Source organism: Streptomyces sp. NPDC037271, from assembly GCF_055603605.1.
This window is the reverse complement of the sequence record NZ_JBVJVN010000022.1, coordinates 41,983-62,843: the sequence shown is the minus strand read 5'-3', so window position 1 is coordinate 62,843 and position 20,861 is coordinate 41,983. Positions and strand designations below refer to the sequence as shown.

Genomic DNA, 20,861 nt, shown 5'->3' with positions numbered 1-20,861 from the left:
GAGGCGTCGGCACGGGTCACGGGGCCGAGCCCCCGGTCAGGGGGTGGTGCCAGGTACACCACCGCCGGATCCCTCCCCGTCGGCGGCGGCGAGGACCGCCGCCTCCGTCTCGGGGTCCAGCCCGACCGGCGGCCGGTCCGGGCGCTGCGGCGCGGTGCCGCCGAGGCCCCGCAGCCAGGACCAGGTGGCGGTGACGGTGTCGCCCACCGGGCGGCAGCTCAGGCCCGTCGCCAGGGCCCGGGAGACGTCCGCGCGGTGCAGGGCGTCGTGCAGGTCGCTGCCCGGTGGAGTCCACACCGGCAGCTGCGTCCAGGGCTCGACGCCGGCGCCGAGGACGGTGCCGGGGGCCGTCCAGCGCAGCTCCGCCGGGCCGCCCGTGGCGGTGACGCAGGCGTCGAGCAGGGTGCCCATCGTGGCGTGCCCCGGCGGCGAGGCCAGGTTGTACGGGCCGCTCAGCTCCCGTTCCACCGCTGTGAGGATCCAGTCGGCGAGGTCGCGGACGTCGACGTACTGGAGGGGCAGGTCCCGCGGGCCCGGCGCGAGCACCGGGCCGCCGCGCGCGACGCGGTTCAGCCACCACGGCAGCCGCCCGATGTTCTCGTACGGGCCGAGGATCAGCCCGGACCGGGCGAGCACCGAGCGGTCCGCCCCGAAGGCGTCCAGCACGGCCAGTTCGGCGCCCCGCTTGTCCCGCGCGTAGTCGGTCCGCCCGGCGTCCGCCGCGGCGCCCTCGACGAGCGGTGCGTCCTCGGTGTACCCGGCGGGCGGGGCCCAGGCGTACACCGAGCAGCTCGACACGTACACGTACCGGCCGGCGCGGCCCCGCAGCAGCCGCGCCGCGTCCCGCACGACGCGGGGCGCCGCCGACCAGGTGTCGACGACGGCGTCCCACGTGCCGTCGGCCAGGGCGGTGAGCCCGTCGGGTGCGGTGCGGTCGCCGTGCAGCGCCCGCGCCCCGGGCGGCGGCGCGTGCCGCCCGCGGTGGAGGACGGTCACCTCCCAGCCGCGTCCGAGCGCCGCCTCCACCACGGCCCGCCCCACGAACTCCGTACCGCCCAGCACCAGTAGCCTCATGCGGATCACGGTGCCCGGTGCGGGAGCCCGGGGGAAGGGGTGTCTGCCGTCGGCAGAGACCGGCGGCGGGGTCTCACCGTCCGGTCGGCGGCGTGTACTTGTAGCCGACGCGCCGGACGGTCTGGATCGTCCGGCGGTGCTCGGTACCGAGCTTCCGGCGCAGCCGGGCGATGTGCACGTCGACGGTGCGGCCGTCGCCCACGTGGCCGTACCCCCACACGGTGCTGACCAGCCGGTCGCGGGTGTGTACGCGGTGCGGATGCGCGACGAGATGGGCGAGCAGTTCGAACTCCAGGTAGGTCAGGTCGAGTTCGCGGCCGTCCACCGCGGCGGTGCGGCGCGCGGTGTCGATGAGGACGAGCGGGTCGCCGCCCTGGCCGCCGTGCCGGGTGTCGGTGCCGTCCCCGGTGTCCTTCGGTGGCGTGCCGTCCGCACCCGCCGGTGGGAACGGCGGCTGGTGCCGGTCGGCCGGGACCAGCACCAGGTAGCCGACCATCGGTGGCCGGCCGGGCAGCTCGGGCAGGGTGTGCGGGGGAGCGGGCAGCCAGGTGGCGCCGGGCGGCAGCAGGTCCGCGACGTGCGCCGCCTCGTCCCGGTCGACGGCACGCAGCCGGTGCCGGGGGTCGCCGGCGGCGGGCGGGGCGGTGGCGGAGGCGGGGGAGCCGAGGGGAACGGTGGACAGGGAACGGGTGGTCGCCATGAGACGTCAGCTCTTTCGCGCGAGAGGTTCGTCGGAAGGGGCGACGGGCGCGAGGTGGTGGTCGGGCGCGTCGCGTGGACGTACGTCGTGCGCGCCGGCGGAAGGCCCGGGGTGCGGCTTTCTAACGGGCCGGCGCGGTCGTCGCGCGGCAACACACCCGGTCGAAGTCGTCGTGCTGACGGGAGGGCCAGAAGGGCTCGAGGTCATGGCGACGCGTCGCCGCGTACTTCCGGAAGCCGACCATGGGCCCATTGAAGCAGACGGAGGCGTGGGAGAGGAGGCTCCTCTCACTGCGTGGACGCCGCAGAGGTCCGAAGCCGGCGCCGTGCCCGCTCCGTGGCAGCGCGCGGGGGCGCCCACCGTCGTGGTGGACGCCCCCGTACGCGAGCCGGTAGGCCGGTCAGACCTGGCCGGCCTTCTCCAGCGCGGAGCAGCAGGTGTCCACGAGCAGGCGGGTCACCACGTACGGGTCGACGTTGGCGTTCGGACGGCGGTCCTCGATGTAGCCCTTGCCGTCCTTCTCGACCTGCCACGGGATGCGGACCGATGCGCCGCGGTCGGAGACGCCGTAGGAGTACTCGTTCCACGGGGCGGTCTCGTGCAGGCCGGTCAGGCGGTCGTCGATGCCGGCGCCGTAGTTCTTGACGTGGTCCATCGGCTTGGAGCCCTCACCGAGCGACTCGCAGGCGGTGATGATCGCGTCGTAACCCTCGCGCATCGCCTTGGTGGAGAAGTTGGTGTGCGCGCCCGCGCCGTTCCAGTCGCCCTTGACCGGCTTGGGGTCCAGGGTGGCGGAGACGCCGAAGTCCTCGGCGGTGCGGTAGAGCAGCCAGCGGGCCACCCACAGCTGGTCGGAGACCTCCAGCGGAGCCAGCGGGCCGACCTGGAACTCCCACTGGCCGGGCATGACCTCGGCGTTGATGCCGGAGATGCCGAGGCCGGCCTTCAGGCAGTTGTCCAGGTGGGCCTCGACGACATCGCGGCCGAAGATCTCGTCCGAGCCGACACCGCAGTAGTAGCCGCCCTGCGCGGCCGGGAAGCCGCCCTCGGGGAAGCCGAGCGGGCGGGCGCCCTTGAAGAAGGTGTACTCCTGCTCGATGCCGAAGATCGGCTCCTGCGCGGCGAAGCGCTCGGAGAGCTCGGCCAGCGCGGCGCGGGTGTTGGACGGGTGCGGGGTCATGTCCGTGTCCAGGACCTCGCACAGCACCAGGATGTCGTCACCGCCGCGGATCGGGTCGGGGCAGGAGAAGACCGGCTTGAGCACGCAGTCCGAGGAGCTGCCCTCGGCCTGGTTGGTGGAGGATCCGTCGAAGCCCCAGACCGGCAGGGCGTCCAGGCCGGCGGGAGCGTCCGTGATGATCTTCGTCTTGGAACGGAGCTTGGCCGTCGGCTCGGTGCCGTCGATCCAGATGTACTCGGCCTTGAAGGTCACGGGGACACATCCTTCGGGGTGGGTCTGGGCGCACTTGCGGGTGCTGCGGCGCCGGGGCGGAACCGGGGCGTCGCGTCTACTGTCCCGCAGCGTGCCAACAGGCGATTTCCCGTCCGTTGCCCGTATGTGAACCCCGTGTTACCTGGCGTCGGTGTGGCGCGTCTCTCACGGCTCCCGCCCGTCCCCGGCCGCCCCCTCCCGCACGCCGGCCGGGAGCGAGCCGATTGCCTGCAACTCCCGCTCGTCGTCCCCCCCCTCGCAACGGCTCCACCGCCTGCCCGGTTCGCGCCCGCCGCCGCCCGCGACCGCCCGGTGCGGGACCTGCCGGGGGCGGCCGTCCCGCGCTCTCACGGTGGCTCTGCGCTGATCCCGCTCGTCCGCCTCCGTGGTGGCTCTGCGCCGGTCCCGCTCGTCCGCCTCCGCGGTGGCTCTGCGCCGGTCCCGCTCGTCGCGCGCCCGCCCCCGCACGTGGCCCGCGTGTTCCGGCGGCCGGTCGGCCAGGGGCGTCGCCCCCGCCGAGTCCGGCCCGGGGGCGGCGTCCGGCCGCCCGGCGGTCGTGTCGTCCCCTCGCCCGCCCGGCGGTCGTCCCCTCACCCGCCCGCGACGCGTCCACGAGCGCGGTCGGCGCGCGGACGTCGGCGGGACACACCGGACGGACGACCCGTACGGTCATCAGCCGCCGGACGTCACTCCTGACGGGACAGGGCGTCCCGGACCGCCTCGTCGGTGCGGCCCACGACGGCCGTTCCGTCGTCCGCCGTGATGATGGGGCGCTGGATGAGTTCCGGGTGCTCGGCGAGCGCCGTGACCCAGCGGCCCCGTGTCGCCTCGTCACGGGGCCAGTCCTTCAGACCCAGCTCCTCGGCGGCGGCCTCCTGGGTGCGGGTGATGTCCCACGGTTCGAGGCCGAGGCGGGTGAGCACCTCGCGGATCTCGTCCTCGCCCGGTACGTCCTCCAGGTAGCGGCGGACCGTGTAGTCGGCGCCCTCGGCGTCGAGCAGACTGACCGCGCTGCGGCACTTCGAACAGGCCGGGTTGATCCAGATCTCCATGCCGCACACGGTAGCCCGAGGGGCGCGGAAACCCGTTCGCCCCGCACGTCACGGGCGCCCCGAAACCCCTTGTGGCCAGGGCCTTTTGTCAGTGGTGGGCGGTAAAATGGAAGCAGTGTTCGAGGGTGTCGCCGGGGAGTCCGGACGGCGCCCTGACCGCGACAGGAGGATGCCCGTGCCCGCTGCCGCACTGAAGCAGAAGCCGTTGCCCACCCAGTCCACCGCCAAGCGGCCCGTCCTGCTCGACCTGCCGTACGAACCGGTGGTGAAGCGTCCGCTGCCGGCGGGCCGCCCCCGCGAGTGGTACGTCACGCACAACCGCCGGCTCAAGGCGATGCGGCTCGCCATCGCCCTGCTCGACTCCGGCGTCTACCTGCCCGGCCAGGCCCGCAACGAGAAGATCCGCGCCACGGCGGAACTGATCGGCGTCCACCCGCCGTCGGACACCACGTGCCACATGGTGCGCGCGTTCTTGCGCTACAACCGCTGAGTCCACCACCGGTGCCGGGCGGCCTCCGTGCGTGAGGCGCCCGGCACCGCTGTGCCGCGCGCTGAGGCAGTATGGGCGGGTGAGGGCACCGTCCTCGACGCGAAGTCCCGGCGTCCCGGCGGCACTTGTGCCGACGTCGCGCGGTCGCGCCCCTGCCGGAGGAGAAAGGTACGACGGTTGACTGAGGAGAGGACGGTCCCGGTCCCGTCGTCGTGGATGACGCTGTCCGGCCGGTACGGCCGCGCCGTCGCCCGGGCCGGCGACATCGCCATGGCGCTGGGGGTCTGGGTGGCGGCGAGCCAGTACGGCGAGGAGTACGACCTGGTCCTGGGCTCGCTGATGGGACTGTGCCTGCTGGCCCGCAGACGGTTCCCCGGCACGGTGATGGTGGCCGTCCTGTCGCTGACCGTCGTCCAGTTCGCCCTGGACGACGCGCCCGACATCCCGCTGGCGTCGTCGCCCGCCGCGTACAACGTGGCCGTGCTGTTCGCCATGATGTCGGTCGTCCACCATTCCCGGACCACCTGGATGCCGTATCTCGCGGGCGCCGCGGTGCTGCTGGGCCCGCTGGCCGGAACGGTGGGCATGCCGCCCCTGGGGATCGAGCCGTTCGCCGATCTCGGGACGCTGCTGACCTTCTGGGGACTGACGCTGACGGTCTGGCTGACGGCCTTCTCCCTGCACACGCGGCGGCTCTACGCCGAGAGCCAGGCGGACCGCGCCCTGCACGTCCAGCGGGAACAGGAGCAGCGCGTCCGGCTGGCCGCGGCCCGGGAGCGGGCCGACATCGCCCGGGAACTGCACGACGTGGTGGCGCACAGCCTGGCCGTGATGATCCTCCAGGCCGACGGCGCCGAGTCCGTGCTGCGGAAGTCGCCGGACACGGCCCAGTCCGCGCTCAGGACGATCGCCGCCACGGGCCGGGACGCGATCGACGACATGCACCGCATCGTCCGGGTGCTGCGCGAGGGAAACCAGGACTCCGCCGACAGCGGCCCCCCACGGCGTCTGATCACCCTCGACGAGATCAAGGTCGTCGCCGAACGCGCACAGGCCGCCGGGCTGACCGTGGACGTGTCGATCGAGGTCGGTGAGGGACGGCTGGCGCCGGCGGAGGAGATGACGGCCTTCCGCATCGTCCAGGAGTGCCTCACGAACGTGCTCCGCCACGCCGGAGCCGGGGCCGGGGTCGACATCAGGCTCCATGAGGAGCAGGGCACCCTGCTGATCAGCGTGGTCGACGACGGAGGGGGCACCCTCGCCGGCCGCGGCGTCGGGGGCTCCGGAGGGAACGGACTGGTGGGTATGCGGGAGCGGGTGGAACTCGCCGGGGGCAGCTTCGAGGCCGGCCCCCGGCTCGGCAGCGGATGGCACGTACGTGCCTCGATTCCGACAAGGACGAAGTGATGACACAGGCAGACAGGCCGATCCGGGTGGCCGTGGTGGACGACCAGCCGCTGATCCGGGCCGGGTTCGCCATGGTGCTGGCCGGCCAGGACGACATCGAGGTCGTCGGTGAGGCGGAGAACGGCGCGGACGCCCTCGACCTGCTGCGGAAGGTCGAGGCGGACGTCGTCATCATGGACATCCGCATGCCCGTCATGGACGGCATCCAGGCCACGGAGCAGCTGATGCTGCGGGACGATCCGCCCGGGGTGCTGGTGCTGACCACCTTCGACAACGACGAGGACGCGTTCGCGGCGCTGCGCGCCGGAGCCGGCGGATTCCTGCTGAAGAACGCCCCCGCCACGGAGGTCGTGAACGCCATCCGGGTCCTGGCCGCGGGGGAGTCGGTGGTGGCGCCGCGCATCACCCGGCTGCTCCTCGACCGGGTCTCGGACCGGCTGGCACCGGCGAACGGACAGGCCGAACGGCTGGACGTCCTCACCGCGCGCGAGCGGGACGTGCTCACCCTGGTCGCCGGGGGACTGTCCAACGCCGAGATCGCGGCGGACCTGTACGTCGCGGAGGCCACGGTGAAGACGCACCTGGGCAACCTCATGGCGAAACTGCACCTGCGGGACCGCGCCCAGGCCGTCGTGTTCGCCTATCAGTCCGGGCTGGTCCGTCCCTCCCCCTGAGGGTGCGGAAGCGCCCCCGGGTTCTGCCCCCGGGGGTGCAGGAAGCACCCCGTCCGGCGTGTCAGATCCGCCGCCCGGGATCTCGGGTCCGTGGCCGATGTCCGGCGGGCCGCCGAACTCCAGACTTCTCACTGTCGCCGAACGCGGCCGAGAAGACACCGGAGGACCCGATGAACACCACCCCCAGCACCCCCGCCACCCCCACCGCGCCCGCCCAGCAGAACCGCAGGCGGAACCGCCTCGTCATCGGCGCGGCCACGGCCGTGATCGTCGCGGGCCTGGCCGCCGGGGCGGGCTACTGGTGGCAGGACCGCGACGAGCTCAGCCAGGCCTCCGCCGAGGACTGCCGGCTGGCGCAGCGCATCATCACCGAGGCCGAGAAGATCTCCACCGGCCCCGTGCCGGAGGCGGAGAAGTGGTGGCAGGAGACCGGCGACGAGCGCCGCGCGCAGATGAAGGACGGCTACCTCGGAGCCAAGATCTCCCGGTACGAGGGATGGGCGGTCGAGACCGCCAAGAAGTCCCCCGAAGCGCCGTCCGCGAAGGACGTGAAGAACCTCCAGGAGGAGGCGCAGGGACACTGCTCGGACTCCGGCGTCACCCTGTCCATGCCGCCGCTCGGCTCCTGACCCGGATTCGCGAGAACCGTCCCCATGGCTGTCCACACCGCCGCCCGCGGCCACGCACCGGACGACGTCATCACCGCCACCGCCCTGGTGAAGACCTACCGTCAGGGCACCACCGAGGTGCGGGCCCTCGACGAGGTGTCCGTCGGTATCCGGCGCGCCCGCTTCACCGCCGTCGTCGGCCCCTCCGGGTCGGGCAAGTCGACCCTGATGCACTGCGTCGCCGGACTCGACACCGCCACCTCCGGCAGCATCGTCCTGGACGGAACGGAGATCACCGGACTGTCCGACCGGCAGCTGACCCGGGTACGCCGGGAGCGGATCGGGTTCATCTTCCAGTCGTTCAACCTGCTGCCCCAGCTGACGGCCTACGAGAACATCGTGCTGCCCCTCACCATGTCCGGCGGGCGCCCGGACCGCGCCCTGGTGGACCACCTCTGCGACGTCCTCGGCATCGCCCACCGGGTGTCCCACCGCCCGTCCGAACTGTCCGGGGGCCAGCAGCAACGCGTCGCCGTGGCCCGGGCGCTGGTGGCCCGGCCGGCCGTGGTCTTCGCCGACGAACCCACCGGCAACCTCGACTCCAGGGCCGGCGCCGAGGTCCTCACCATGCTGCGCCGGTCCGTCGACGACCTCGGCCAGACGGTCGTGATGGTCACCCACGACCCCGCCGCCGCGCGGTACGCGGACCGGGTGCTGACCCTCGCGGACGGGCGCGTCGTGCAGGACGAGCACACCACCCCCTCCGGGCGGGCCGGCGCACTCGCCACCGACGTCATGAGGAGCCGGCGATGAGGACACCGTGGCGCGCGACCGTCCTGGGCTCCCAGGTCGCGGAACTCCTGAGACGGCCCGGACGGTTCGCGGCGACCGGACTGTCGCTGCTGATCGCGGCGTTCGTCGTCTTCGGGACCGTCATGACCCAGCAGATCCTCACCGCGACCGCCGTCGAGAGGTTCCGCGGCACACCCGAAGCGGTGTCGATCGTGGTCACGCCCGGCGACGAAGGGGTGGAGATCGGCGAGTCCCGCCTCCGCGAGATCCGCGAGACGCCCGGAGTCGTCGAGGCCGTCGGCCGGATCGAGGACGGCACCGCGCTGGACGGCAGCGCCGTCGAACGCTACCTCGGTCTGTCCGCGGACCCGGGCTCCGGCGCCCTGGCGGAAGTCCGGCTGCTCGAAGGCACGTACCCGTCCGGCCCGGGCAGGCTCGCCGTCAACACGCAGGCCGCGGAGGAATACGATCTCGCCCCGGGAGCGCCGCTCACCCTGCTGCAGCCCGACGGCGAAGCCACCCGACGGGTGACGGTCGAGGTCAGCGGCATCGTCCGCAGCACCGCCACGGACGGTGCGGAGCCCACCGGGTACGCTCCCGGCCCCCAGCTCCGGAAGATCCTCGGCGCGTCGGGCTACTCCCGCATCGACATCCGCACCGACACCGCGCCCTCCGCGTCCTCCGCGTCCTCCGCGTCCGTTTCCGCGGAGCTGACCGAGCGGATCCGGCAGGCGGTGCCCGGAGCGGAGGTGCGGCCGGGGGACGAGGTGCGGGACGAGGAGGCCCGTGCGGCGGTGGCGGCGGCGAAGGACAACCTGGACCTGGTCACCGTCTTCCTCGCGGTCGCCGTCGGCGCGGCGGTCCTCGTCGCGACCTCCACCTTCCGCATCGTCTTCACACGACGCGTACGCCAGCTGGCGCTGCTGCGCGCCATCGGGGCGACCCCGCGCCGGCTCGCCGCCGCGCTCGTAGTCGAGGGGGCGGTGGTCGGCCTGCTGGCCGGCGCGACCGGTGTGGTGGCGGCCTGGGGCTGCGGGCAGCTCGTCCCTCCGGTCGCCGGGCGGTTCGGGCACGACCTGTCCGCCGCCTCCCAGGTTCCGCTGACGGAGGCCGCTCTCACCGTGCTCGGCACCGGTCTCCTGGCGGTCCTGTCGGTCCTGGCCCCGTCCCTGAGCGCCTCACGGGTCTCCCCGCTGCAAGCCCTGCGCACCGCGGCGTCCGAGGAGAGCACGGTGAGCGGCACCGGCCGGACCCTGCTGGGCCTGCTGTGCGCGGCGGGCGCCGCGTTCCTCGCCTGGCAGCAGTACGACGGGCTGCCGCAGCCGGGCGACACGGAGTACGACCGGTTCGCGGCGCTGACCGTCGTGGTGCTCTCGGGCGGGCTGGCCTTCCTGGCCCTGGTCGCCCTCGGCCCCCATGCGGTCCGGCCGGTGCTGTCGGCCGTCGCCGTGCCCCTGCGCCGCACCGGTGCGGCCGGCCGCCTCGCGGTGGCGGGCGTCGGAGGTGCGCCGCGCCGCGCGGCCTCGGTCTCGGTCGTCGTGGCCCTCGGCGCCTGCCTGGTCGGCTCGACCCTGACCTGCCTCGCCTCCCTGGACGCCTACGAACGGAACCGGCAGGCGGTGGCGGCACCCGCCGACTTCCGCCTGTACCCGGGAGACGGCGAGACGCTGGACCGGTCGCTCGCCGCCGATCTGGCCTCCCGCCCCGGACTGGCCGACGTGACCGCCTTCCGCACCGCGGAGGTCGACGACGGCGAGCACAGCGCGACCGTCTCCGACCTCGACCTCGGCACCGTCCGCTCCGGCGTGCGCCTGACCACCCGGACCGGCTCCCTCGACGACCTCGGCCCCGCCCACGTCGTCGTGGACGCCGACCGCGCCCATCGGCTCGGTGTCCGGGCCGGCGACCGCGTGACGCTGACGTTCGAGGGCCGCCCCGTCGAACTCACCGTGGCGGCGACGCTGACCGGAGCCGGCCCCTGGGGAGGTCAGTTCTTCGTCCGCGCGGCCGATCTCACCCGGATGGGAGCGGACGCCGCGCCCACCGCGGTCACCGCCAACGCCGCGGAAGACGGCGCACAGGGGCGGACGAGCGCACAGCGGGCCATCACCGGCACCTTGACCGGCCCGGAGCGCGGCGACGGCCGAGTCCTCGCCGAGGACTCGGCCGGACAGGCCGGCGAGTCGGAGGACCTGCGGACGACGGCCACGACGGTGATCATGCTTCTGGGGCTGACCGTCCTGGTGGCGGTCGCCGGAGTCGCGACCACGGCGAGTTGCACCGTCGTCGAGCGGGGGCGCGAGTTCGGGCTGCTGCGGGCCCTGGGCCTCGGCGGACGGGCCGTGCACCGCATGGTCACGGTGGAATGCGCGCTCTACGGCGTACTGGGCGGGATCCTCGGTCTGGCCCTCGGCCTGCCGTACTCCTGGCTGGTGGTCCGTGTCACCCAGGCGAACGCCCCGTTCAGCGTGCCGGCCGGGGAACTCGCCACGGTCTTCACCGCCCTCGTCCTGGTGACCGCGGCCGCGGGCATGGTGCCCGCCCTCCGCGCCTCCCGGACCTCACCGACGGTCGCCGTCGCCCAGACCGACTAGCCGGACAGCGCACCGGGGCAGGGACGGGCGGGTACGCGCACCGGGGGCCCGGTGGGCACACCGCGTCGCCGGGGTCAGTACGGGATCAGCACGGGGTCAGTACGGCCGGAAGTTGATGTAGCCGAGGAGGACGATCACCGCGGCCACGCAGCCCAGCACCACGGCGGTCGACACCCAGGACGACCGGCCTCCGGACCCCACGTGCTCGGGATCGGCGCGGAAGGGCACCGGTCCGGGCGGGTTCTCCTTCCAGCGCGCGGCGAGCATCCGGGCGCGCGCGGAGGGTTCCTTGTGCTCGGCCCCGTCCGCCCACTTGATGTCGAACTCGCGTTCCTCGTCGTCCCGTTCGGACATGTCCGGTCCTTCTCCCCGTCCCCTGACTCGAACAACCGTGTTAGTGAACATGATCCTGGGCCGGGTTCCCCGTGTGAAGCTTTTCGGCCAACGAGCCAACGAGCCAACGAGCCACATGACGGCGCCCCCGCTCCCTGACGAGCGGGAGGCGGGGGCGCCGGACGGCCCGGGACGACCCGGGCGTCGGTCACACGTCGAAGTACATCTCGAACTCGTGCGGGTGCGGACGCAGCTGCAGCGGCGCGATCTCGTTGGCACGCTTGAAGTCGATCCACGTCTCGATCAGGTCCGGCGTGAAGACGTCGCCCTGGAGGAGGAACTCGTGGTCGGCCTCGAGGCGGTCGAGGACCGCGCCGAGGGAGGTCGGGACCTGCGCCACGTTCGCGTGCTCCTCGGGAGCCAGCTCGTAGAGGTCCTTGTCGATCGGCTCGGCCGGCTCGATCTTGTTCTTGATGCCGTCCAGACCCGCGAGGAGCAGGGCAGAGAAGGCCAGGTAGGGGTTGCCGGAGGCGTCCGGCGCGCGGAACTCGACGCGCTTGGCCTTCGGGTTCGAGCCCGTGATCGGGATGCGCATCGCGGCCGAGCGGTTGCGCTGCGAGTACACCAGGTTCACCGGCGCCTCGAAGCCCGGCACCAGGCGGTGGTAGGAGTTCACCGTCGGGTTGGTGAAGGCCAGCAGCGACGGGGCGTGCTTGAGGATGCCGCCGATGTAGTAGCGGGCCATGTCCGACAGGCCGGCGTAGCCCTGCTCGTCGTAGAAGAGCGGGTCGCCGCCCGACCACAGCGACTGGTGGACGTGCATGCCCGAGCCGTTGTCACCGAAGATCGGCTTCGGCATGAAGGTCGCCGTCTTGCCGTTCTTCCAGGCCACGTTCTTCACGATGTACTTGAAGAGCTGGAGGTCGTCGGCGGCGGCGAGCAGCGTGTTGAACTTGTAGTTGATCTCCGCCTGGCCGGCGGTGCCCACCTCGTGATGCTGGCGCTCGACCTGGAGGCCGGACCGCTCCAGCTCCAGGGAGATCTCGGCACGCAGGTCGGCGAAGTGGTCGACCGGCGGGACCGGGAAGTAGCCGCCCTTGTAGCGGACCTTGTAACCGCGGTTGTCCTCCACCGCGCCGGTGTTCCAGGCGCCGGCCTCGGAGTCGATGTGGTAGAAGGACTCGTTCGCGCTGGTGGCGAAGCGGACGGAGTCGAAGACGTAGAACTCCGCCTCCGGACCGAAGAACGCCGTGTCGGCGATGCCGGTGGAGGCCAGGTAGGCCTCGGCCTTCTTCGCCACGTTCCGCGGGTCGCGGGAGTACTGCTCGCCCGTGATCGGGTCGTGGATGAAGAAGTTGATGTTGAGGGTCTTGTCCCGGCGGAACGGGTCGATGCGCGCGGTCGACAGGTCGGGGCGCAGGGACATGTCCGACTCGTGGATGGCCTGGAAGCCGCGGATCGAGGACCCGTCGAAGGCCTGCTCGTCGTCGGGGTCGAACGCCGCGGCGGGCAACGTGAAGTGCTGCATGACGCCCGGCAGGTCGCAGAACCGGACGTCGACGAACTTGACGTCCTCGTCCGCGATGTACTTCTTGGCGTCGTCGGCGTTCTGGAACATCCAGCTCCTCCTACTCCCGACCGTCCCGCCGGGGTGGTAGATCGTTCGTGCTGCCAGTGCGGGTGGCACACGCTTCGTCGACCCTAGGGACGGGTGATTTCCCGGGCGTGACCCATTTGTTTCGCAGAAGTTAACCGGCTCCGTTCCAGCGTAGGCCTCTTCCGGACCCGACACACCCCCGTCGTCCGCCGACCCGCGACCCCTGGGTCCGGCCGTTCCGCCCCCGCGTCCACCCCTCCGTCCACCGGTCATATACGGGCGCAGTACCGTGGACGGGTGGACAACAGGCAAGCAATCGGATCGTGGCTTTCCGGGCCGCGCGCGGCCATCGAAGGGGCCGGCGCCGATCTCGGATACCGGGGTGAGCAGCTCGGGCTGCCCGAGGAGGGACCGGGCTCGATCGCCCGTCCGGGCAGGCGGATCGGCGCCCTGGCCGTCGACTGGGCCCTGTGCCTGTTGATCGCATACGGCCTGATCACGGACGGCTACGGCCAGTCGACCAGCAACTGGGCCCTGCTGATCTTCTTCGTGCTGAGCGTGCTGACCGTCGGCACGGTCGGCTTCACCCCGGGCAAGCGCCTCTTCGGCCTGCGGGTGGTGGAGCTGGGCACGGGACGGCCCAGCCCCCTGCGCGCCCTGCTGCGCTCGGTCCTGCTGTGCCTCGCCCTCCCGGCGCTGATCTGGGACCGCGACGGCCGCGGTCTGCACGACCGGCTGGCGCGCACCGTGGAAGTACGGATCTGACGGCGGCGAGCTTCGCGACGGGACGGCGGCGAGCTTCGCGACGGGACGACGGTGAGCTCCACGACGGGACGACGGCGAGCCCTACGACGATGGGGGCGCCCGGAGTGATCCGGGCGCCCCCATCGCCGTACCGGCGTGTCGGAGTCCTGCGCGGTCAGCGCTGCCTGGGGTTGCCGCCCTTGGGCATGCGCATGCCCTTGGGCATCGGGCCCTTGGGCAGCGGCATGTTGCTCATCAGGTCGCCCAGGGCACGCAGCCGGTCGTTGGTCACGGTGACCTGCGGGCCGCTCAGGACGCGGGGGAGCTTGAGCATGGTCGTGCGGAGCTTCTTCAGCTCGACCTGGCCCTCGCCGGTGCCCACGACCAGATCGTGCACGGGAACGTCCGCGACGATGCGGTTCATCTTCTTCTTCTCGGCCGCGAGCAGGGACTTCACCCGGTTCGGGTTGCCCTCCGCGACCAGCACGATGCCGGCCTTGCCGACCGCGCGGTGCACCACGTCCTGGTTGCGGTTCATCGCCACCGCGGGTGTCGTCGTCCACCCCCGGCCGATGTTGTCCAGCACGGCCGCGGCCGCGCCCGGCTGGCCCTCCATCTGGCCGAAGGCCGCCCGCTCGGCCCGGCGACCGAAGACGATCGCCGTCGCGAGGAAGGCGAGCAGCACGCCCAGGATGCCGAGATAGATGGGGTGACCGATCAGGAAACCGATCGCGAGGAAGACACCGAAGACGACGATGCCGACACCCGCGAGTACAAGACCGATCTTCTTGTCGGCCTTGCGGGTCATCTTGTAGGTCAGAGCGATCTGCTTCAGTCGCCCGGGATTCGCAGCGTCCGCTGCAGGTTCCTTCCTCGCCATGGCACGAAGTCTACGTGCCCCCGAAAGCGCCGACGACGGCAGTGCCCGGCGCGGGGGGAGGGGAGGGGGAGGGGAGGGGGAGGGGGGTGGGGTCAGGGGCGTCCGGCGACGGACTGCCCGAGGACGCGCTCCGTCTCGATCCGGTCCTTGGCGCGGCGGCGGTCCTCCAGCACCGAGGTCCAGGCGTTGCGCCGGGCGGTGCGCTGGCCGCCGCTCATCAGCAGCGACTCGACGGCCCGCAGGGCGGTGGTGAACGACGGGATGGCGGTGGCGCGGACTGCGGTGGCGCGAACGGGCGCGGCCTGCATCGTGGAGGTCCCCCCTCGGTACGGCTCCGGGTCCGGAGACGGGCGTACGTGGTGTGATTTCAGGGTCACTGATTGGTGTTACCAGGGCGTGACCCGCCGGTCAAACGGACATGAAGCCGCGATGCCGGAGGCCGGAACGGCGTCGCGGCCCCGACCGGTGCCCTCATCTGCGAGGACGGTCGGGACCGCGGCGTATCGGCCATTACTGGCGAGTAGTGACTTGTGCGTGAATTCACACAGTGGTGGACCGGCGCTGCTCCATGGCCATTCCGTAGAGCCGGCCGGCGCGGTAGGAGGACCGCACCAGCGGACCCGACATCACACCGGAGAAGCCGATCTGCTCGGCCTCCTCCTTGAGCTCCACGAACTCCTGCGGCTTGACCCAGCGCTCCACCGGATGGTGGCGCACCGACGGGCGTAGGTACTGCGTGATGGTGATCAGCTCGCAGCCGGCCTCGTGCAGCTGCCGCAGCGCCTCGCTGATCTCCTCGCGGGTCTCACCCATGCCGAGGATCAGGTTGGACTTCGTGACCAGACCGTAGTCGCGGGCCTCGGTGATGACCTTCAGCGAGCGCTCGTAGCGGAAGCCCGGGCGGATGCGCTTGAAGATGCGGGGGACCGTCTCGACGTTGTGCGCGAAGACCTCGGGGCGGGAGGCGAAGACCTCCTGGAGGAGCTCCGGCACCGCGTTGAAGTCGGGGGCCAGTAGCTCGACCTTGGTGCGGCCGGCCTCGCGCCCCGCCGTCTGCTGGTGGATCTGGCGCACCGTCTCGGCGTACAGCCAGGCACCGCCGTCCGGCAGGTCGTCACGGGCGACACCGGTGATGGTCGCGTAGTTCAGGTCCATGGTGACCACGGACTCGCCGACCCGGCGCGGCTCGTCGCGGTCGAGCGCCTCGGGCTTGCCGGTGTCGATCTGGCAGAAGTCGCAGCGCCGGGTGCACTGGTCGCCGCCGATGAGGAAGGTCGCCTCGCGGTCCTCCCAGCACTCGTAGATGTTGGGGCAGCCGGCTTCCTGGCAGACGGTGTGCAGGCCCTCGCTCTTCACGAGGTTCTGCATCTTGGTGTATTCGGGGCCCATTTTCGCCCGGGTCTTGATCCACTCGGGCTTGCGCTCGATGGGGGTCTGGCTGTTGCGGACCTCCAGGCGCAGCATCTTGCGTCCGTCGGGTGCGACTGCGGACACGACCGGCTCCCTAGCGTTTGATTCTTCGGCGTGCCCCAGGGTACGCCCGTTGATTTGTTGGTCGGCGTTGGTGCTGGCCCTGCCGGGGGCTGCCGCCCCCAGGCCCCCGCTTCGGCCCTGACGGGCCTCGTCCTGCAACGCCGGACGGGCTGGAAATATGCCCTCCGCCGCGACGGACCGGACGGACCGGACGGGCCGTCTCTATGCCGCCGGTGTCTTCTCGATCACCCGCGGCTTCAGTTCCGCGTTCTCCAGGACGTCGCGGAGGTGGCGTTCGGCCACCGGCAGTACCTCCTCGATGGTGATGTCCCGGCCCAGCTCGTTCGCGAGGGAGGCGACGCCCGCGTCGCGGATGCCGCAGGGGATGATCCGGTCGAACCACTTGTTGTCGGGGTTCACGTTCAGGGCGAAGCCGTGCATGGTCACGCCCTTCGCCACCCGGATGCCGATCGCCGCGATCTTGCGGTCCTCGCGGCGCTGGCCGGCGTTGGACGGCGCGTAGTCGGGGCCGTTCAGCCGGGGGTCGAACTCCTCGTCCGTCAGGCGCGGGTCGAAGTCCAGGGAGAGGCCCGCCCGTCGCCCGCCACCACCCTCGGCCGAAGCGCCGCGCGCTGCCCCTCCATATGGCGCGGGGCGCTGGTCGACGGGGTCGCCGAGGACCCACACGCCGCTGCGGCCCTCGACCCGGGTGGTCTCGAGCCCGAACTCCGCGCAGGTGCGGATGAGTGCCTCCTCCAGCCGGCGGACGTGCGCCACCACGTCCACCGGGCGCGGGAGCTTCTGGATCGGGTAGCCCACCAGCTGGCCCGGCCCGTGCCAGGTGATCTTGCCGCCGCGGTCCACGTCGACGACCGGCGTGCCGTCCAGCGGGCGCTCGCTGTCCTCGGTGCGCCGGCCGGCGGTGTAGACCGGCGGGTGTTCGAGGAGCAGCACCGTGTCCGGGACCTCGTCGGCGAACCGCGCGGCGTGCACCCGGCGCTGCTCGTCCCACGCCTCCTGGTACTCGACGCGTTCGGCACCGAACCCCATTCGGACGAACCGCAGCTCACTCACGGCAAGTGCCTCCCTGGAAGGTCGTAAGGCACGAACCGTGCCCACGCCACTGTACGACCGTCCGCGCGCCGTCAGCCGGGCGGGCAATCCTCACACGATCGGATGAATGCCTGGCGAAGTGTGCGATCGGGTGCTCACTCTCCGCTACATTCGCGCCGTTCACGAGGCCATAAGGGCTGCTCACAGGCGCTCCGGGCACATCGAACGGCCCGGAAGGCAGGAGACCGCACCGCACCATGACGGAACGACCCGCGCAGCGCACCCCCAACCGCCAGCTCGCCGCGCTCATCGCCGAAGCGGGGTTCTCCAACGCGGGTCTCGCACGTCGCGTCGACCAGCTCGGACTCGAACACGGCCTGGACCTGAGATACGACAAGACGTCCGTCACCCGGTGGCTGCGCGGCCAGCAGCCACGCGGCACCACCCCGGCCCTGATCGCCGAGGTCTTCACCCGGCGCCTGGGCCGCCGCCTCACCGCCCAGGACCTCGGCCTGGACGCCTGCGCGCCCGTCTACGCGGGACTGGAGTTCGCCGCGAGCCCGGAGGAGGCCGTCGACATCGTCGGCGGCCTGTGGCGCAAGGACTCCGGCAGCCACGCCGAACTCCGCAAGATCGCCTTCACCCCGGCGGGCCTCGTCGTGCCCAGCCGGGACTGGCTCATCGGCCGCGCCGACGAGAAGGTGGCCCGCTCCGAGGTGCCCGTCCGCATCCCCGCACAGGGCCGCCCGGCCACCCCCAGGATCCCCGTCCCGCCCGCCCCGTCCCGCCGCCGGGCCCCGGCCGAGCGGGGCCCCGGCCAGAAGGTCACCGGCGGCGACCTCGCCGCCCTGCGCTCGGTCGGCGAGCTCTTCCGCAGCCTCGACGACCGGTACGGCGGCGGACACGCCCGCCAGGCCCTGGTGCGCTACCTGGAGCACGAGCTGGAGCCGATGCTGCGCGGTACCTACGGCGAGCAGACCGGCCGCCGGCTGTTCGGCGCCGCCGCCGACCTCACCCGGCTCGCGGGCTGGACGTCGTACGACATCGCCGCGCACGGCCTCGCCCAGCGCTACTTCGTCCAGGCGCTGCGGCTGTCGCAGGCGGCGGGGGACCGGGCGTACGGCTCGTACGTGCTGGCCACCATGAGCCGGCAGGCCGTCTACCTGGGGCACGGGCGGGAGGCCGTGCAGCTCGCGCGGGTGGCGCAGCAGGGTGTGGGGACCTCCGCGCCGCCGGTCGTGCAGACCCTGCTGCACGCCGCCGAGGCGCGTGCGCACGGCCTGCTCGGCGAGGTGCGGGCCTGCACCGCCTCGCTGGTCCGCGCCGAGCGCGCCCTGGAGACGGCCCGGCCCGGCGACGAGGTGCCGCACTGGGCGCGCTTCTTCGACGAGGCTCAGCTCGCCGACGAGTTCGGGCACTGCCACCGCGATCTGCAGCAGTTCCGCGCCGCCGCCCAGCACGCGGAGCGCTCACTGCAGCTGCGCGCCCCCGCCTACGCCCGCAGCCGGCTGTTCTGCCGGATCGTCCTGGCCACCGCCCGCCTCGGCCTCGGCGAACTCGACCAGGCCTGCCAGCTGGCCGCGGAGGCGGCCGGACAGGCGGCCGAGATGCGGTCGGTGCGGGCGGCGGAGTACGTCCGCGACTTCGAACGGCGGCTGGAGCCGTACAAGGACGCGGCGCCCGTACGGGGGTACCGGGACAAGGTGGCGGCGCTGGGATAGGCGCGACGGGCCGCGGACGGCCGCGGGCCCCGCCACCCCTCGGCGAGGTGGCGGGGCCCGCGGACCGGACGGTGGAGCGACCTGGTGCGAGTGATCAGGCGGGGGTGCTGTAGCGCTCGATCACGTGGATGCGGTCGAAGGACCAGCCGTCGGCGGCCTCCCAGCTGTGCAGCGGGGAGTTGAGGGTGCCGTCGGCCTTGGCGGTCCAGGTGATGGCCTTGACGCGGCCGTCCGAGTAGCCGTACAGAGTGGCGAGGTCGTCGCGGCCGTCGCCGTTGTAGTCACCGGTGACGATCTTCATGTTGCCGCGCGCGTAGTTTCCCGCCGGAGTGCTCCAGAGGTCGGTGCGGTTGCCGAACGCGCCGTCGGCGTCGGCGGTGAAGCCGATCACGGCGTCGTGGCCGTCGCCGTAGTCGTACCAGGCGGCGAGGTCGTCGCGGCCGTCGCCGTCGAAGTCACCGGAGTGGACGCTGGCGGCGTCGAAGTTCCAGCCGGTGCTGCTCCAGCCGTGGACGGCAGTCTGGTCGAAGCCGCCGTCGGGCGTGGTGGGGAAGGTGATGAACTTGACCTCACCGGTGGAGTAGCCGTAGAGGGCGGCGAGGTCGTCGCGGCCGTCGCCGTCGTAGTCGCCGGTGGCGAACTTCATGTTCCGGGCGCTCCAGCCCTCGGTGCGGCTGAAGGAGGAGAAGGGGCTGTTGAAGCCGCCGTCGGCCTTGGCGAGGAAGGTGTGGAGCTTGTCGCTGCCGTCGCTGTAGTCGTACCAGACGGAGACGTCGTCGCGGCCGTCGCCGTCGAAGTCACCGGAGTTGACGGTCATGCGGGAGAAGGTCCATCCCTCGGTGGCCCTCCAGGAGTGCAGCGGGCCGTCGAAGTGGCCGTTGCCCTGACCGAGCCAGGTGATCAGCCTGACCTCGCCGCTGGAGTAGCCGTAGAAGGCGGCCACGTCACCGATGCCGTCGCCGTTGAAGTCGCCGGTGAAGCGCTTCATGTTCTCGGCCCAGTAGCTGCCGGCCGGGACCTCCCAGCCGTGCACGGGGCTGCCGAAGCCGCCGTCGGCCCGGGCGGGGAAGGCGTGGATCTCGTCGTGGCCGTCGCCGTAGTCGTACCAGGCGCCGAGGTCGCTGCGGCCGTCTCCGTCGTGGTCGTGGCGGACGACGGTACCGGCGGCCCACTGGGACGCGCCCTGGGCGTCGTGGATGACGAAGTTGCCGCGGTCCTGGAGGACGGCCTTGCCGCCGGGTGCGGTGGTCTTCGACTCCCACAGGACGGTGGCGCCGTCGGCGTCGAGGACGGTGAGGTTGCCGCTGTCGGTGAAGCGGGTGGTGGCGCCGGGGTGGCCCGCGGTGCCGGCGGACCACAGGGTCCTGCCCGCGGCCGAGACGACGACGAGGTTGCCGTCGGCCTGCTGGGTGAGGCGGGCGGCGTTGGCGGTGAGGCTGTCACCGGTCCGCAGGACGGTGCCGGGGGTGAGGGTGCTGCCGCCGGTGACGTTGTCGAGGCGGGAGGCGACGGCGTCGTTGCGGGTCTCGGCCGGGTCGGTGCCCCAGCAGCCGCCCTGCCAGGACCGGCTGGCGAGCGCGACCAGCTCGAACGAGCCGTTCTTCTTCCGCACCAGCGGGCCGCCGGCGTCTCCGGCGCAGATCGCGTCGTCGTCGCTCTTGCCGTCGAGGGCGATCGTGGTGCCGGACACGGACCGGACCGTGAAGGTGGCCGTGTGCCGCGAGACCGCCGCCCACTCGTCCTTGGTCCGGCCGAACCCGGCGACGGTCAGTTCCTCGCCCACGGCGGGCGCGGTGGTGGCGAACGGGACAGGAGTGCCGGCGACGGGGGTGGCGAGGCGGGCCAGGACCATGTCGCGGTCGGTGCGGGGCACGAGCTCGACGACGTCGACGGGCCGGTTGGTGCCGGGAGCCGGGCCCAGGACGGCCCGCGTCTTCCACTTCGGCTTGCCGGCGGCGACCTGGCCGCCGGCGGCGTCGTCGGCGAAGCAGGCGGCGGCGGTGGCCAGCCACTGGGAGGCGATCAGCACCGCGGAGCAGGCCCGCTGGTTGTCACCTATCTGCAGGCGGGCGGTGAAGGCGTAGGTGCCGTCGGTGACGGCGGGGCCGGTGGCGGCCTGGGCGGTGCCCGTGGTGAGGCAGCCGGCGGCCACCGCGGTGGCCACCGCGCCCGCGGTGACCGCGGCGCGTGAACGGAGTCTTGACACGGAGTGGAACACGTTCCTTTCGCTGGGCAGC

Annotated in this window: 19 protein-coding genes; 8 read left to right on the top strand and 11 right to left on the bottom strand. The window is 72.5% G+C overall.

Translation table 11 applies throughout. The features are described from left to right. Nucleotides 1-36: 36 nt before the first annotated feature. The 4 genes from ACZ7G3_RS28285 to ACZ7G3_RS28270 form a co-directional block, all read right to left on the bottom strand. Complete coding sequence (locus ACZ7G3_RS28285; RefSeq protein ID WP_470928785.1) at nucleotides 37-1,074, bottom strand: SDR family oxidoreductase; 1,038 nt, start codon at nucleotides 1,072-1,074, stop codon at nucleotides 37-39. Nucleotides 1,075-1,147: 73 nt separating this feature from the next. Beyond that, entirely contained in the window at nucleotides 1,148-1,774 is a 627-nt protein-coding gene (locus ACZ7G3_RS28280; RefSeq protein WP_470928783.1) for a winged helix-turn-helix domain-containing protein, read from the bottom strand. Nucleotides 1,775-2,174: 400 nt separating this feature from the next. Continuing rightward, entirely contained in the window at nucleotides 2,175-3,206 is a 1,032-nt protein-coding gene (gene glnII / locus ACZ7G3_RS28275; protein WP_470928781.1) for a glutamine synthetase, read from the bottom strand. 686 nt (nucleotides 3,207-3,892) lie between these two features. After that, nucleotides 3,893-4,258 (bottom strand): arsenate reductase family protein, encoded by a 366-nt coding sequence (locus tag ACZ7G3_RS28270; RefSeq protein ID WP_470928779.1) that lies wholly within the window; start codon nucleotides 4,256-4,258, stop codon nucleotides 3,893-3,895. Between the two features lie 175 nt (nucleotides 4,259-4,433). Here ACZ7G3_RS28270 and ACZ7G3_RS28265 point away from each other — a divergent pair, with 175 nt between their 5' ends. The 6 genes from ACZ7G3_RS28265 to ACZ7G3_RS28240 all read left to right on the top strand — a co-directional run bounded on the left by ACZ7G3_RS28265 (nucleotide 4,434) and on the right by ACZ7G3_RS28240 (nucleotide 10,823). Then, a complete protein-coding gene (locus tag ACZ7G3_RS28265) occupies nucleotides 4,434-4,748 on the top strand; it encodes a hypothetical protein (protein ID WP_426603156.1) in 315 nt (104 codons plus the stop codon). A gap of 177 nt (nucleotides 4,749-4,925) precedes the next feature. Next, nucleotides 4,926-6,155 (top strand): sensor histidine kinase, encoded by a 1,230-nt coding sequence (locus tag ACZ7G3_RS28260; protein ID WP_426603154.1) that lies wholly within the window; start codon nucleotides 4,926-4,928, stop codon nucleotides 6,153-6,155. After that, nucleotides 6,155-6,829 (top strand): response regulator, encoded by a 675-nt coding sequence (locus tag ACZ7G3_RS28255; protein WP_470928777.1) that lies wholly within the window; start codon nucleotides 6,155-6,157, stop codon nucleotides 6,827-6,829. Before ACZ7G3_RS28260 ends, ACZ7G3_RS28255 begins: the two co-directional genes overlap by 1 nt. 170 nt (nucleotides 6,830-6,999) lie before the next feature. Beyond that, nucleotides 7,000-7,458, top strand: coding sequence for a hypothetical protein (locus ACZ7G3_RS28250; protein WP_470928775.1), 459 nt, complete (start codon nucleotides 7,000-7,002; stop codon nucleotides 7,456-7,458). 87 nt (nucleotides 7,459-7,545) lie between these two features. After that, entirely contained in the window at nucleotides 7,546-8,250 is a 705-nt protein-coding gene (locus tag ACZ7G3_RS28245; protein ID WP_470928872.1) for an ABC transporter ATP-binding protein, read from the top strand. After that, nucleotides 8,247-10,823, top strand: coding sequence for an ABC transporter permease (locus ACZ7G3_RS28240; RefSeq protein ID WP_470928773.1), 2,577 nt, complete (start codon nucleotides 8,247-8,249; stop codon nucleotides 10,821-10,823). The genes ACZ7G3_RS28245 and ACZ7G3_RS28240 overlap by 4 nt, the downstream gene beginning before the upstream one ends. Before the next feature lie 96 nt (nucleotides 10,824-10,919). Here ACZ7G3_RS28240 and ACZ7G3_RS28235 read toward each other — a convergent pair whose 3' ends face one another. Both ACZ7G3_RS28235 and glnA read right to left on the bottom strand, forming a co-directional pair. Next, a complete protein-coding gene (locus tag ACZ7G3_RS28235; protein WP_470928771.1) occupies nucleotides 10,920-11,177 on the bottom strand; it encodes an SCO2583/SCO2584 N-terminal domain-containing protein in 258 nt (85 codons plus the stop codon). Nucleotides 11,178-11,364: 187 nt separating this feature from the next. Then, nucleotides 11,365-12,774 (bottom strand): type I glutamate--ammonia ligase, encoded by a 1,410-nt coding sequence (gene glnA / locus ACZ7G3_RS28230; RefSeq protein WP_426603144.1) that lies wholly within the window; start codon nucleotides 12,772-12,774, stop codon nucleotides 11,365-11,367. 276 nt (nucleotides 12,775-13,050) lie between these two features. On the opposite strand from glnA, the gene ACZ7G3_RS28225 reads away from it, so the two are divergent. Further along, nucleotides 13,051-13,518: an RDD family protein gene (locus tag ACZ7G3_RS28225; RefSeq protein WP_426603142.1), complete on the top strand. Its 468-nt coding sequence runs from the start codon at nucleotides 13,051-13,053 to the stop codon at nucleotides 13,516-13,518. A 154-nt stretch (nucleotides 13,519-13,672) separates the two neighbouring features. On the opposite strand, the gene ACZ7G3_RS28220 is transcribed toward ACZ7G3_RS28225, so the two are convergent. From ACZ7G3_RS28220 to lipB, 4 genes are all read right to left on the bottom strand, one after another. After that, nucleotides 13,673-14,377, bottom strand: coding sequence for a DUF4191 domain-containing protein (locus tag ACZ7G3_RS28220; RefSeq protein WP_398131967.1), 705 nt, complete (start codon nucleotides 14,375-14,377; stop codon nucleotides 13,673-13,675). Nucleotides 14,378-14,469: 92 nt separating this feature from the next. Then, nucleotides 14,470-14,685 carry an SCO2195 family GlnR-regulated protein gene (locus tag ACZ7G3_RS28215; RefSeq protein WP_279563769.1) on the bottom strand — a complete coding sequence of 72 codons (216 nt, stop codon included), beginning with the start codon at nucleotides 14,683-14,685 and terminating at the stop codon, nucleotides 14,470-14,472. 232 nt (nucleotides 14,686-14,917) lie between these two features. Continuing rightward, the gene (gene lipA, locus ACZ7G3_RS28210) at nucleotides 14,918-15,871 is read right to left on the bottom strand and encodes a lipoyl synthase (protein ID WP_470928768.1); all 954 of its coding nucleotides are present in this window, start codon (nucleotides 15,869-15,871) and stop codon (nucleotides 14,918-14,920) included. Between the two features lie 201 nt (nucleotides 15,872-16,072). Continuing rightward, nucleotides 16,073-16,924: a lipoyl(octanoyl) transferase LipB gene (lipB, locus tag ACZ7G3_RS28205; RefSeq protein ID WP_470928766.1), complete on the bottom strand. Its 852-nt coding sequence runs from the start codon at nucleotides 16,922-16,924 to the stop codon at nucleotides 16,073-16,075. A gap of 236 nt (nucleotides 16,925-17,160) precedes the next feature. Between lipB and ACZ7G3_RS28200 the strand changes: the two genes are divergently transcribed. Beyond that, complete coding sequence (locus tag ACZ7G3_RS28200; RefSeq protein ID WP_470928764.1) at nucleotides 17,161-18,624, top strand: regulator; 1,464 nt, start codon at nucleotides 17,161-17,163, stop codon at nucleotides 18,622-18,624. 94 nt (nucleotides 18,625-18,718) lie between these two features. On the opposite strand, the gene ACZ7G3_RS28195 is transcribed toward ACZ7G3_RS28200, so the two are convergent. After that, complete coding sequence (locus ACZ7G3_RS28195) at nucleotides 18,719-20,830, bottom strand: FG-GAP-like repeat-containing protein (RefSeq protein ID WP_470928762.1); 2,112 nt, start codon at nucleotides 20,828-20,830, stop codon at nucleotides 18,719-18,721. Nucleotides 20,831-20,861: the final 31 nt, after the last annotated feature.

Excerpts from the sequence above, each read along its gene's own strand:
- ACZ7G3_RS28285 (WP_470928785.1), bottom strand. The coding sequence starts at position 1,074 with ATGAGGCTACTGGTGCTGGGCGGTACGGAGTTCGTGGGGCGGGCCGTG.
- ACZ7G3_RS28280 (WP_470928783.1), bottom strand. The coding sequence starts at position 1,774 with ATGGCGACCACCCGTTCCCTGTCCACCGTTCCCCTCGGCTCCCCCGCC.
- ACZ7G3_RS28270 (WP_470928779.1), bottom strand. The coding sequence starts at position 4,258 with ATGGAGATCTGGATCAACCCGGCCTGTTCGAAGTGCCGCAGCGCGGTC.
- ACZ7G3_RS28255 (WP_470928777.1), top strand. The coding sequence starts at position 6,155 with ATGACACAGGCAGACAGGCCGATCCGGGTGGCCGTGGTGGACGACCAG.
- ACZ7G3_RS28250 (WP_470928775.1), top strand. The coding sequence starts at position 7,000 with ATGAACACCACCCCCAGCACCCCCGCCACCCCCACCGCGCCCGCCCAG.
- ACZ7G3_RS28240 (WP_470928773.1), top strand. The coding sequence starts at position 8,247 with ATGAGGACACCGTGGCGCGCGACCGTCCTGGGCTCCCAGGTCGCGGAA.
- ACZ7G3_RS28235 (WP_470928771.1), bottom strand. The coding sequence starts at position 11,177 with ATGTCCGAACGGGACGACGAGGAACGCGAGTTCGACATCAAGTGGGCG.
- glnA (WP_426603144.1), bottom strand. The coding sequence starts at position 12,774 with ATGTTCCAGAACGCCGACGACGCCAAGAAGTACATCGCGGACGAGGAC.
- ACZ7G3_RS28220 (WP_398131967.1), bottom strand. The coding sequence starts at position 14,377 with ATGGCGAGGAAGGAACCTGCAGCGGACGCTGCGAATCCCGGGCGACTG.
- ACZ7G3_RS28215 (WP_279563769.1), bottom strand. The coding sequence starts at position 14,685 with ATGCAGGCCGCGCCCGTTCGCGCCACCGCAGTCCGCGCCACCGCCATC.
- ACZ7G3_RS28200 (WP_470928764.1), top strand. The coding sequence starts at position 17,161 with ATGACGGAACGACCCGCGCAGCGCACCCCCAACCGCCAGCTCGCCGCG.